The following is a 12260-nucleotide window of genomic DNA, read 5'->3' on the forward strand; positions in this document are numbered from 1 at the left end:
TCAATGCGCGAATCCGGGGCAGGCGTCGTCGTCCTGCACACCATCTGCATGTGTGCCGCCCTTGTCCGTGGCGGCTGCGATGGCGGTCAGGCTGAGGGCACAGACGGCCAGGCCGGCGCCCAACCAGGGCAAATTCCCGTAGGCCACGCCATGGTCGATGGCGATGCCGCCGAACCAGGCGCCCAGCGCGTTGCCCATGTTGAAGGCGCCCTGGTTCAGGGTGGACGCCAGGTTGGGCGCGCCGCGCGCCTGGTCCACCACCCGCATCTGCAAGGGGGATCCGACGGAGAAGGCGGCGATGCCCCACAGCACCAGCGTGGGCACGACGCCCAGGGGCGTGGCGCTGGTCCACACCAAGGCCACCAGGATCAGGGTGATGATGCCGAAGGTGGTCATGACCACGGGCATCATCTTCCAGTCGGCCAGGCGCCCACCCACCAGGTTGCCCACCGTCAGCCCCACGCCGAACAACAGCAGGACGTAGGTGACCTGGTCGGGGGTGAAGCCGGTGACACGCTCCAGCAGCGGGGTGATGTAGGTCAGCACGCTGAACAGGCTGGCGGAGGAGATGACGCTGATCATCATGGCCATGGCGACCTGGGGGCGGCCCAGCACGCGGAACTCGCCCAGCAGGCTGCCGCCGCTGCTGCCGGGCAGGCCGCGCGGCAGCCACAGGGCCAGGGCGGCGGCGGCGATGACGCCGATGGCGACCACGGCCCAGAAGGTGGCGCGCCAGCCCAGCTCATGCCCCAGCGCCGTACCCAGGGGCACACCCAGCACGTTGGCCAGCGTCAGGCCGGAAAACATGAGGGAGATGGCCTGGCCGCGCTTGTGCCGCGGCACCAGACCGGCCGCCACCACGGCGCCAATGCCGAAGAAGGTGCCGTGCGACAGGGCGGTGATGATGCGCGCCGTCATCAGCAGTCCGTACGTGGGCGCCACGGCGCAGCAGAAGTTGCCGAAGATGAAGATGCCCATCAGGCCGATCAGCGCGCTCTTGCGCGGCAGCCGCGCGGTCGATACCGCCAGGATGGGGGCGCCCACCACCACGCTCAAGGCATAGGCGGTGACCAGCATGCCGGCCTGCGGGATGGTGACGCGCAGATCCTGCGCCAGATCCGGCAGCATGCCCATGATCACGAACTCGGTCGTGCCGATGCCGAAGGAGGCGATGGCGAGGGCGAGCAGGGGCAAGGGCACTGGAACCACTCCGGAATCGGCGATGCTATCGTGGATGCCCTTAGCATCGCCGAAAATAGGTAAGCGCTGTCATGCTGCGTTGCAGCAGGAGGCATGACGCCATGGGATGACGGTCCGGGCCCCTTGGGAAGGCCGCTTATTCCGGCGCGCGCAGCCAGCGCTCGGCCGCCGCCGCCGCCCGCTCGGCATAGTTCGGCTGGTCCGGGCCGAGCAGGGGCAGGCCCCATTCCGCCACCACGCGCGCGATGCCGGCGGCGTCCACGGGCAGGCCCAGTTCCTTCAGGCGCCAGGCCATGTTCATCTCCTGGCCCCAGAAATAGATCCGGGTGGCGCCGGTGTTGGCGGCCATGGTCCGCATCTGGCCCTCACGGTCCAGGCCGTGCAGCGGCAGCCAGATGTCGGCCAGCAGGGTGTCGAAGGGCTGGCCGTCCACCGGTGTCCAGGTGTAGGCGTCGCCCTGGTGGATGGTGATCTTGGCGGCGGCCTCGGGCGGCAACTGCCGGAAGATGCCGGACTGTTCCACCGCCGCCAGCACTTCAGGATCGAACTCCACCACCGTGACGGCGGTGACGGCGGGGTTCAGGGCGGCGTTGGCGACGGCCCAGCCCATGCCCATTCCCATCACCACCGTACGCCCACTGGCCAGCTGGCAGCCGATTTCCTGGCTTTCCGTTTCCATGGGCGTCATCGACATCCAGGCGCGGGTATTGCCGCTGTCGTGGCGGATCAGCGCCGCCATGTTTTCTACCATGCGCGGTCCCGACCAATAGCCGGGGCAGATGACCAGGGCCGCCAGCCGCATCTCCCATCGTTCCCCCATGAAGGGCTGGTAGGTGGGGTAGAACAGGGGGAACGCGGCGGTGTCGGACATGCGGAACTCCGGACCTGAAGGGGGCGATCGGGGCCAAGAAAAAAGCCGCCGGCGCCGGGGGGCGCGGGCGGCTTTTATCGACGTCTCAAGGCATCGGGCCTCTGAAGCTCAAGGGTTTACTTCAGATCGTCGGCCTTGCTGATGATGTAGGTGACGATGCCATAGTCCTTGGCCTCTTCCGCCGACATCCAGAAGTTACGGTCCGTGTCCTGCTCGATCTTCTCGAGCGGCTGGCCGGTCTCACGTGCGATGATGCTGTTCAGACGCTTGCGCATCTTCACGATCTCGCGCGCCTCGATGGCGATGTCGGTGGCCTGGCCGCCGGTGCCGCCCATCGGCTGATGGATCAGAAAGCGGGTGTTGGGCAGGCAGTAGCGGTTTTCCTTGGCCGCACCCAGGAAGATGTGCGCGCCGGCGCTGGCCACCCAGCCGGTGCCCAGGACCAGGACGCGCGGGCGGATAAACTGCAGCACGTCGTGGATGCTGTCGCCGCTTTCGACATGGCCGCCTTGGGAGTTGATCACCAGGCGGATGGGGTCGTCGCTCTCGGCCGCCATGGCGAGCAGCTGGGCGACCGTGCTCTCGGCGATCTTCTGGTTGATCTCACCGAAAAGCAGGATGGTGCGGCTCTTGAACAGGCTTTGGGCCACGGGGGAGAAGGGCGCGCCTTTGGACTTCTCCTCCTTGCCGCCTTCCGGAGCGGACTCGGGGGCGTCGGGTTCTTCGTCGTCGAAGCGGATCGGCAGGGTCACCAGGATCTCCTTGGGAACGAACAAGGCGGGGGCCAGACCGGCGGCCCATCCACCCACCCTTATCAGGTAGCGGGATTCGCCGCCCCATTCAACCCGCCCGTGACAGAAGGCTTTTACCATGATCGGCTACCCCGGCCGGTCTAGCAAGGGTGGCGCGCCGCTCTCGGCATGGGTAAAGGTTAAAGCCGCATCGGCTGGAGACGGGATCACATGATGGGGCAGGGGCCGGCACCCTTCCTGGAATTGCAGGGCGTGACCAAGCGCTATCCCAACGGGACGTTGGCGCTGACCGACATCTCGCTGGCGGTGGGTGACGGGGAATTCCTGGCCATCGTCGGGGCCAGCGGCTGCGGCAAGAGCACCATCCTGCGCCATGTGGCCGGCCTGGTGGTGCCCACGGCCGGCCGCATCACCTGGTCCCAGCCACCCGCCGCCGGTGGAATTGGCCCAGGTGGGATAGGCATGGTGTTCCAAGAACCGACGCTCATGCCCTGGGCCCGCATCCAGGACAATGTCCGCCTGCCGCTGGACCTGGCCAAGGTGCCGCGCATTGAGGCCGACGCCCGCGTCGCGGCCTTGTTGGCCCAGGTGGGGTTGGCCGATTTCGCCCAGGCCTATCCGCGTGAGCTGTCGGGCGGCATGAAGATGCGCGCCTCCATCGCCCGCGCCCTGGTCACCCGTCCGCGCCTGCTGCTGATGGATGAGCCGTTCGCGGCCCTGGATGAGATCACGCGGCAGAAGTTGAACGACGATCTGCTGGCCCTGTGGCGGGAGCAGCGTTTCACCGCGATGTTCGTGACCCACAGCGTCTATGAGGGCGTGTACCTGGCCAACCGCGCCATCGTCATGGCGCCACGGCCGGGGCGCATCCACGCCGATATTCCGCTGGACCTGCCCTATCCCCGGGATGAGTCCCTGCGCACCGACGCCCGATACGCCGCCGCGTGCCGCACGGTATCCCTGGCTCTGGCCGACGCCATGCGGGGGGCAGCATGAACGCGCTGCGCCGCCTGGCGCCGGTCATCCTGGGCGTGATCTTCCTGGCGGGGTGGGAGGGGTTGGTGCGCGTGCTGGCCGTGCCTGCCTTCGTCCTGCCGCCGCCCAGCGCGGTGGTGGCGGCCCTGCTGGCCGATCCTAACACGTTGGGCCTGTCGCTGTGGTTCACGCTGACCGTGACCCTGCAGGCCTTCGCCCTGGCGGTGGTGGGCGGGGTGGCGCTGGCTATCCTGTTCACCCGCTCGCCCCTGCTGGCCTCCGCCCTCTATCCCTACGCCGTCATCCTGCAAGTGACGCCGGTGATGGCCATAGCGCCCCTGCTGCTGGTCTGGGTGGGGTATGAGCGGGTGGATCTGGCGCAGCTGATCCTGGCCTGGATCGTCGCCTTCTTCCCCATCCTGGGCAACACCACCCTGGGCTTGCGCTCGGCCGACGCGGGCCTGCGCGACCTGTTCCGCCTCTATGGCGCCAGCAAGTGGCAGGTGCTGTGGCGGCTGGAGCTGCCCTCGGCCTTGCCCTACCTGCTGGCGGGCATGAAGATCTCGGGCGGCCTGGCGCTCATCGGCGCGGTGGTGGCGGAATTCGTGGCCGGCTCCGGCACGGGCAGCGGCCTCGCCTGGCGCATCGTGGATGCCAGCAACCGCCTGAACACCCCGCGCATGTTCGCGGCCCTGGCGCTGCTGTCCCTGCTGGGCATCGTGATTTTCGCCCTGCTGTCGCTGGTCCAGCGCCTGGCGCTCCGGCGGTGGCACGACAGCGAGGCAAGCCACCCTTAGACGCGCCAAGGGCATGAGAAGTCTCATGCCCTTGTAGGCCCCGGATGAAGCTTGCTGAACTATTTGTCGTAGTTCAGCAGCGACAGCACCGGCACGTCCAGCTTCTTGCGGCCTTCCAGGAAGTCCAGCTCGATCAGGAAGGCGGCGGCGCGCACGTCGGCGCCGACGTCGCGCAACAGCTTGATGGCGGCGTTCATGGTGCCGCCGGTGGCCAGCAGATCGTCGACCACCACCACGCGCTGGCCGGGCTTTACCAGGTCGGCCTGGATTTCCACCGTGTCGCTGCCGTACTCCAGGTCATAGGAGTGCCGCACGACGTCGCCCGGCAGCTTGCCCTTCTTGCGCACCATGGCGAAGCCCAGCCCCAGCTTCAGGGCTAAGGGGGCGGCCATCAGGAAGCCGCGGGACTCGATGCCCACGATGAAATCGACGCCCGTCTCCTGGATCAGCCGGGCCATGCGGCCCATGGCGACGGCCCAGGCATCGGCGTGCGCCAGCAGCGGCGAGATGTCGTAGAACAGGATACCGGGCTTGGGATAGTCCGGGACGCCGCGGATGTGGCTCTTCAGGTCCATGGGGAAAGGCCTCGGGGGAAACGGAAACGCCCCGGTCCCGGGGCGCGAAATCATAGGGGAGGCTGGTCTGGCATGCCAGCGCCAAGCCGCGCCAGCCACGTCCGGATGGTCCGGATGGGCGCCTCGCGGCCGCTGCTGTTGACCCGCAGCGGGCCTTTCTGTCAAGTGAAGGACGAGCAAGGCCGCCCGGCGCCCCCGTCAGGATGGGGGTGGGGGCCGGCGAAGGGGCGAGATGGCGGCGGCAGGCAGCGGCGTGATCAAGACGGCATGGGACGGCGACCACTGGTTGCTGGCCGCCCTGGGCCGTTGGGATCTGGCGGGGGCGGAGCATCTGGACACGGCGCTGACCCGCCTGAAGCCGGAGCGCAAGCCGGGCCAGGTGCTGCTGGACCTGTCCGGCCTGTCGGGCATGGACACCGCCGGCGCCTTGGTGCTGGACCGCCTGATCGAGCGCCTGCGGGCGGAGGGGGAGACGGTGGCCGTGGTCGGCGCGACGCCGGCCCAGTGCACCCTGCTGCGCGACGTGCGCCGCGCCGTGGTGCGCCATCCCGAGGTCACCACCCCGCATCGGCCATTCCATGACCTGCTGGAGCGGGTGGGCAAGGGCGCCTTCAGCCTGGCCGAGGACGCGTTCCAGTTGCTGAGCTTCTTCGGGCTGGTGTTCATCACCATCGCCCGTGTGGCCCGCGATCCGCGCCGTTTTCGCTGGACGGCCTTCTTCTTCCACCTGGAACAGGTGGGCCTGAACGCCCTGCCCATCATCGGCCTGCTGACCTTCCTGATCGGCGTGGTGCTAGCCTATCAGAGTGCTGACCAACTGCGGCGATTCGGCGCCGAAATCTTCGTCGTCAACCTCTTGGGCATCGGCATCCTGCGCGAGCTGGGGGTGCTGATCACCTCCATCATCGTTGCCGGCCGCTCCGGTTCCGCCTTCACGGCGCAGATCGGCACCATGAAGGTGAACCAGGAGGTGGACGCCATGCAGGTGCTGGGGCTGGACCCCATCGAGATGCTGGTGCTGCCCCGCCTGGCCGCCCTGTTCGTGGCCCTGCCGCTGGTCAGCTTCTACGCCGACGTGGTGGGCCTGTTTGGTGGGGCGGTCATGTCCTACGGCACCCTGGACATTACGCTGGGCCAGTTCCTGCGGCAGTTGCAGGTGGCGGTCAGCCCGACCACCATGCTGGTGGGCCTGATCAAGGCGCCGGTCTTCGCCATGGTCATTTCGCTGGTCGGCTGTTTCGAGGGCCTGAACGTGACCGGCAGCGCCGAGAGCGTGGGCAAGCTGACCACCCGGTCGGTGGTCGAATCCATCTTCCTGGTGATCGTGCTCGACGCGCTGTTCTCCATCCTCTTCTCCTATCTCAAGATCTGAGGGCGCCGATGATCCAGGACGGCCCGACGGACATGGCGGTGGGGAATAATGCTGAGCCCGTCATCCAGGTGCGCGGCCTGGTCACGCGCTTCGGCCGCCAGACGGTGCATGACGGCGTGGATCTGGACGTGCGGCGGGGCGAGGTCATGGGCGTCGTCGGCGGCTCGGGCACCGGCAAGTCGGTGCTGCTGAAGGAGATCATCGGCCTGTTGCGGCCCACCGCCGGCCGGGTGGAGGTGCTGGGCACCAACATGTGGACGGCCGACAGCGCCGCCCGTCGCACTATCCAGAGCCGCTGGGGCGTGCTGTTCCAGGACGGCGCGCTGTTCAGCTCCATGACCGTGGCGGAGAACGTCATGGTGGCGCTGAAGGAGCACACGGATCTTGAGGACTGCCTGATCCAGGAACTGGCCCGTATCAAGATTTCCATGGTGGGCCTGCCGCCGGACAGCTGCTCCAAGTACCCCTCGCAACTGTCGGGCGGCATGCGCAAGCGCGCCGGCCTGGCCCGTGCCCTGGCGCTGGACCCGGAAATCCTGTTCCTGGATGAGCCGACGGCTGGCCTGGACCCCATCGGCGCCGCCGCTTTCGATGAGTTGATCGGGACATTACAGCGCAGCTTGGGCCTGACCGTCGTCATGGTTACCCATGATTTGGACAGCCTTTATGCCATTTGCGATCGCATCGCGGTGCTGGTCGACCGTAAGATGAGAGTGGGAACCATTGACATGTTGCTGGCGGACACGCATCCCTGGATCCATGACTACTTCCATGGACCGCGCGGCCGCGCGGCCGTGAAGAGCTGAGCAGTTAGGGGCTGAATTCACATGGAAACGCGCGCCAGCTACGCGCTCGTCGGCGGGTTCATCCTGGCACTGACGGCGGCCCTGTTCATCGCCATCGTCTGGCTGGCCAAGGTCCAGTTCGACAAGGCGTCGACCCCGTACCGCATCTATTTCTCCGGCTCCGTCACCGGCCTGGTGGCGGGCAGCCCCGTGCGCTATCGCGGCGTGGCCGTGGGCCGCGTCACCGACATCCGCATCGATCCCGGCAACGTGGAACGCATCGAGGTGAAGGTGGAGGTGCCCAAGGACACCCCCATCAAGTCCGATGCCGTGGCCTCGCTGGAGCCGGTGGGCGTTACCGGCGGCGTCTATGTCGAGATCGCCGGCGGCAGCCAGGAGGCGCCGCTGCTGCGCGAGACCCAGAACGACGTCGACGTGCCCGTCATCCCCTCGCGCCCAAGCAACATCGCCTCATTGCTGCAGGAGGCGCCGCACCTGCTGGAAAACCTGATCAAGCTGTCGGACAGCCTGGCGGGCTTCATGACGCCGGACAATCAGAAGGCCTTCGCCTCCATGCTGGCCAACCTGGCGTCCACCGCCGGGGCCGCCAACGGCACGGTGCAGGACGCTGGCCACCTTGTGAACGAGCTGCGCGGCAGCGTGCGCGAGATCAGCAAGCAGACCGAGGCGCTGCTGGTGGACACCCGCACCACCGTGAACACAGTGGGCAGCGACGCCAGGCGCATCAGCGGCAACCTGAACCAGTCGGCGGAGGACGTGAAGGTCCTGACCCGCAACCTGAACCAGACCGTGGAGCAGCTGCGCGGCATGGTGGAGGAGAATCGCGGGCCCATCCGCGACTTCACCTCCAGCGGCCTCTACGACCTGACCCAGCTGATCGGTGACCTGCGCACGCTCAGCAACAACCTGTCGCGGGTGACCAACCGTATCGAGAACGATCCGTCCGGCTTCCTGTTCGGTGGCCGGCAGCGTGGGGTGGAGGTGAAATGAGGGGGGCCCACAAGGGTGCGATGAGCCGGCGCCGCCTGCTGGCGCGCGGCATGGGGGTGATGGGCGGTGGCCTGGCGCTGGGGGCGCTGCCCGCCTGTTCCGTGTTCGACAGCCCGCCGCACGTGGTGCGGCTGACGGCCGCGCGCGAGTTCTCGCCGGCCCCGCCCGTGGGCTGGCAGCTGCTGGTGGGCGTGCCCACCACCACCTCGGTGCTGAACACCACGCGAATCGCCTTGAGCCGCCTGGAGGGGGACTTCGGTTATTTCGATGCCGAGTGGCAGGACCCGATGCCGGAGATGGTGCAGGGCCTGCTGATCGAGTCTTTCGAGTATTCCGGCCGTATCTCGGGTGTGGGACGCGAGGGGTCGGGCCTGCGCGCCGACTATGTCCTGCTGACCGACATTCGCGATTTCCAGGCGGAATATCCCCACGCGACGGTGGAGGACGTGCCCACCGTGCATGTCCGTGTCCAGTGCAAGATGGTGACGCTGCCCCGCCGCACCATCCAGGAAAGCCAGGGCTTCGAAATCCGGGTGCCGGCCAAGTCCACGGGCTTCCCCGCCGTGCTGGCGGCCTATGACGAGGCCTTCCACACGCTGGCCCGGCAGGTGGCCGAATGGGCCCTGCAGCCCGGGCGGCGCGCCGGCGGCGGCGTCTAAGGGAAGGGAACGGCCATGCCCTTCCTTCGGGGCCCCGCGCGCGGCAGTTCCGTTGTCGATGGCCTGCCATACGAGACCCTGACCCGGCTGGTGGAGGCCGCGCGCGAAGTCAGCCTGTGCACGCGGGTGCTGGCCAAGACCGGCGACACGGTGCTGAGCGAGGTCTTGCGCGACGCGGTGCCGCCGCTGGACCCCTGGCACCATCATCCGCCAGGGGATGTCTACGACAGCGAATACCACGCCCAATACTACTTCCACGCCCACCCGGAGTCGGAACTGGTTGGTGAGGAGATGGGGCACTTTCACACCTTCATGCGGCCCTTGGGCATGCCGGAGGGGGTGGCGCCGGCGCCCTTGCCCGATCTCCAGCCCGACGCCGACGGCAACGCCGCGCTCAGCCACCTGGTGGGGATTTCGGTCGACGGCATGGGCCGGGTGACGCGGTTGTTCACCACCAACCGTTGGGTGACGGGGGAAACCTGGTACGCGGCGGCCGACGTGGTGCGGATGCTGGAGGGCTTCCAGATCGATCACGCCCGGCCGTCCTGGCCGCTGAACCGCTGGATCACCGCGGTTGTCAATCTATACCGTTATGAAATTATTGAGCTTTTGCAAGAAAGAGATGCGGCTGTCGGTCGCTGGCAGGCGGACCATCCCGGCAGTTACGTCTATGACGACCGCAATCTCGAGGTGACGTCGGAACGGCTGGTGGATGTGGATGGCCGCATCCAGGAGTTGGAGCGGGCGCTGCGTCGGCGCAACCGTCAACAATCCCCTATGGGAGAACCTGCGTAGCAGACCCTGGGGATAGGCGGGGAATATCACCCAAATGGCGTTGGCCAAGACGGGGAAGGCTGTATTATTACTGGGCAATGGTCACCCGGCGTGCATCGGGGGCCTTAATGGTGGTGAAGCCTGGTACCCCCGGTCCGGCCGCGCATGACGGCCGAGGGGTGGGGATGGAAAGCCAGGTGGCCGGTCGGTAGCGAAGGGAGCGGGTTGCCCTGCCAATGTCCGAGACCTTGACGCATCAGGATGTGCAACGGCTTCTGGCCGATCCGTCCGCCACGACCCGGGCCGAGATGGCCACCAAGGTTGCCGCCCAGTTCGGCGCCGATCAGCTTTCCCCTTCCGAACGGGCCTTGGCTGAGGACATCGTCCGCCTGATGGCGCGCGACGCCGCCGTGCGCGTCCGTTCCGCCCTGTCGGAGAGCCTGAAGACCTACCCCGCGATTCCCCGCGACGTCGCCCTGCAACTGGCGCGTGACGTGGAAGAGGTGTCGCTGCCCTTCATCGAACTGTCGTCGGTATTGACCGACGCCGACCTGATCGAGCTGATCAAGACCGGTTCGGAAGCCAAACAATCGGCCGTGGCCAAGCGTCCCGATGTGTCAGAGGGCGTGGCCGACGCGCTGGTGGATAATGGCGCCGAGACCGCCGTCGCCACCCTGATGGCCAACGAGGCCGCCAAGGTGAATGAGGCGGCGCTGACCCGCGTGCTGAACCGCTTCCCCAAGAGCGACGCCGTCCACGCCCCGATGATCGAGCGGGGCAGCCTGCCCGTCACCATTGCCGAGCGCCTGGTGACCATGGTGTCGGAACAGTTGCGCGAGCGGCTGGTGGAACGGCATGAACTGCCGGCCGACGTCGCCAGCGATATCGTCCTGCAGGGCCGCGAAAAGGCGACCTATGAGCTGGTGGGGGTGGCCACCGACGCCCAGCTGGAAACGCTGGTGGAACAGCTGTACCGCAACGGCCGCCTGTCGCCGTCGCTGCTGCTGCGGTCGCTGTGCATGGGCGACGTGGCCTTCTTCGAGGTGGCGCTGGCCCAGCTGGCCCGCATCCCCACGCCGAACGCCCGCATGCTGATCCACGATGCCGGCAAGCTGGGCATGAAGGCGCTGTTCGATCGCACCGGCATGCCGCAGTCGATCTACCCGGCCATCAAGGTGGCGCTGGACGTCGCCAACGAGACGGAGTTCGACGGCGGCGAGCATGACCTGGAGCGCCATCGCCGCAAGATGCTGGAACGCATCCTCACCCAGTTCGAGGAAATGGCCAGTGACGACCTGGACTATCTGCTGAGCAAGCTGACCGACCTGACCACCAAGGTCTGATGCTGGTCGGCTTGGCCGCCACGCTTCCACCATAGTTTGCGGGCACTCCTCCATGGCCGCCGATCTTCGGCGGGCCCGAGAGGGATGGGGACCTTTCCAATGCCGATATCGACGCTGCGCGCGGCCTGCGCCGCCGCCTTGTGCCTTGCCGTCACCGCGCCCGCCGGCGCCGGCACCCTGGACATGCCGGCGCTGCAGGCGCGCCTGGATCGCCTGGCCCAGGACTTCCCTGGCCGCGGCGGCATCGCTGTGCGTGACCCCGCCACCGGCACCGTGGCCGAGGTCAAGGCGCGGGAGCGCTTTCCCGAGCAGAGCGTGTTCAAGCTGACGGTGGCCATCGCGCTGTTGGATCTGGTGGATCACGGCCGCATGGACCTGGCGCAAAAGGTCACGCTCTACCCCCGGGACCGTTCCGTCTATTGGCAGCCGCTGGCCAAGAACATTACCCCCGCCGGTTGGACCACCACGCTGGACGACCTGATGGCGCGCATGGTGGCGGACAGCGACAACGTCGCCGCCGACACCGTGCTGCGCCTGATCGGCGGGCCGGCGGTGGTGCAGGCCGCGCTGACGGCCCGGGGGCTGGACGGCATCCGCGTGGACCGCGATGAGCGCCACCTGCAAAGCGACATCCTGGGCCTGACCTGGAAGGACGCCTATGTCGAGCCGGCGGCGTTCCGGGCCGCAGCCGACGCCGTGCCAGTCGCCACCCGCCTGGCCAAGCGCCAGGCCTATCTCAGCGACCCGCGCGACACGGCCCAGCCGGCCACCATGGCGCTGCTGCTTGAGCGGCTGGACAAGGGCGAGCTGCTGAGCCCGGCCAGCACCCGGCGCCTGCTGGACATCCTGGACCACACCACCACCCAGCCCAACCGTCTGAAGGCCGGCCTGGTGGCGGGCTGGACCGTTGCGCACAAGCCGGGAGCAGGGCCTTCTGTCGAAGGCGTGACCCTGGCCAACAACGACGTGGGCCTGATGACGGCGCCGGATGGCCACCGTTACGCCGTGGCGGTTTACGTCGCCAGTGTGCAAGGCCCACGGGAGCGGGCGGATGCCTTCATCGCCAGCGTGGCGCGGGCGGTGGTCGAAAGCTGGAAGCCGTAAGCGGCGAAGGCGCGGTCGGGCCGGCGTTTGAGGGTGCTGAAA

Annotated in this window: 13 protein-coding genes; 9 read left to right on the plus strand and 4 right to left on the minus strand. The window is 67.7% G+C overall.

All coding sequences use genetic code 11. The features are described from left to right. From FBZ88_RS07435 to FBZ88_RS07445, 3 genes are all read right to left on the minus strand, one after another. Window positions 1-1200, minus strand: coding sequence for an MFS transporter (locus FBZ88_RS07435; RefSeq protein WP_145616116.1), 1200 nt, complete (start codon window positions 1198-1200; stop codon window positions 1-3). A gap of 136 nt (window positions 1201-1336) precedes the next feature. After that, the gene (locus FBZ88_RS07440; RefSeq protein ID WP_145616117.1) at window positions 1337-2071 is read right to left on the minus strand and encodes a hypothetical protein; all 735 of its coding nucleotides are present in this window, start codon (window positions 2069-2071) and stop codon (window positions 1337-1339) included. A gap of 116 nt (window positions 2072-2187) precedes the next feature. Next, complete coding sequence (locus FBZ88_RS07445; RefSeq protein ID WP_411861188.1) at window positions 2188-2823, minus strand: ATP-dependent Clp protease proteolytic subunit; 636 nt, start codon at window positions 2821-2823, stop codon at window positions 2188-2190. Between the two features lie 210 nt (window positions 2824-3033). Between FBZ88_RS07445 and FBZ88_RS07450 the strand changes: the two genes are divergently transcribed. After that, entirely contained in the window at window positions 3034-3819 is a 786-nt protein-coding gene (locus FBZ88_RS07450; protein ID WP_145616118.1) for an ABC transporter ATP-binding protein, read from the plus strand. After that, complete coding sequence (locus FBZ88_RS07455) at window positions 3816-4595, plus strand: ABC transporter permease (protein ID WP_145616119.1); 780 nt, start codon at window positions 3816-3818, stop codon at window positions 4593-4595. Before FBZ88_RS07450 ends, FBZ88_RS07455 begins: the two co-directional genes overlap by 4 nt. A 59-nt stretch (window positions 4596-4654) precedes the next feature. On the opposite strand, the gene FBZ88_RS07460 is transcribed toward FBZ88_RS07455, so the two are convergent. Further along, window positions 4655-5170 (minus strand): adenine phosphoribosyltransferase, encoded by a 516-nt coding sequence (locus FBZ88_RS07460; RefSeq protein WP_145616120.1) that lies wholly within the window; start codon window positions 5168-5170, stop codon window positions 4655-4657. A gap of 232 nt (window positions 5171-5402) precedes the next feature. Between FBZ88_RS07460 and FBZ88_RS07465 the strand changes: the two genes are divergently transcribed. The 7 genes from FBZ88_RS07465 to bla all read left to right on the plus strand — a co-directional run bounded on the left by FBZ88_RS07465 (window position 5403) and on the right by bla (window position 12218). Then, a complete protein-coding gene (locus tag FBZ88_RS07465) occupies window positions 5403-6542 on the plus strand; it encodes an MlaE family lipid ABC transporter permease subunit (protein WP_040846321.1) in 1140 nt (379 codons plus the stop codon). Window positions 6543-6550: 8 nt separating this feature from the next. Continuing rightward, on the plus strand, window positions 6551-7348 hold the full coding sequence (locus FBZ88_RS07470) for an ABC transporter ATP-binding protein (RefSeq protein WP_145616121.1): 798 nt from the start codon (window positions 6551-6553) through the stop codon (window positions 7346-7348). Window positions 7349-7369: 21 nt separating this feature from the next. Continuing rightward, window positions 7370-8338: an MlaD family protein gene (locus FBZ88_RS07475; protein ID WP_145616122.1), complete on the plus strand. Its 969-nt coding sequence runs from the start codon at window positions 7370-7372 to the stop codon at window positions 8336-8338. Beyond that, the gene (locus FBZ88_RS07480; protein WP_145616123.1) at window positions 8335-8997 is read left to right on the plus strand and encodes an ABC-type transport auxiliary lipoprotein family protein; all 663 of its coding nucleotides are present in this window, start codon (window positions 8335-8337) and stop codon (window positions 8995-8997) included. Before FBZ88_RS07475 ends, FBZ88_RS07480 begins: the two co-directional genes overlap by 4 nt. 15 nt (window positions 8998-9012) lie before the next feature. After that, on the plus strand, window positions 9013-9792 hold the full coding sequence (locus tag FBZ88_RS07485) for a DUF6969 family protein (RefSeq protein ID WP_145616124.1): 780 nt from the start codon (window positions 9013-9015) through the stop codon (window positions 9790-9792). Between the two features lie 215 nt (window positions 9793-10007). Continuing rightward, complete coding sequence (spbR, locus tag FBZ88_RS07490) at window positions 10008-11114, plus strand: SpbR family protein (protein WP_145609204.1); 1107 nt, start codon at window positions 10008-10010, stop codon at window positions 11112-11114. A 99-nt stretch (window positions 11115-11213) separates the two neighbouring features. Further along, window positions 11214-12218 carry a class A beta-lactamase gene (bla, locus tag FBZ88_RS07495; protein WP_186464261.1) on the plus strand — a complete coding sequence of 335 codons (1005 nt, stop codon included), beginning with the start codon at window positions 11214-11216 and terminating at the stop codon, window positions 12216-12218. Window positions 12219-12260 lie beyond the last annotated feature (42 nt).

Origin of the sequence: Nitrospirillum bahiense (assembly GCF_007828025.1) — a bacterium.
Classification (GTDB): Bacteria; Pseudomonadota; Alphaproteobacteria; order Azospirillales; family Azospirillaceae; genus Nitrospirillum; species Nitrospirillum amazonense.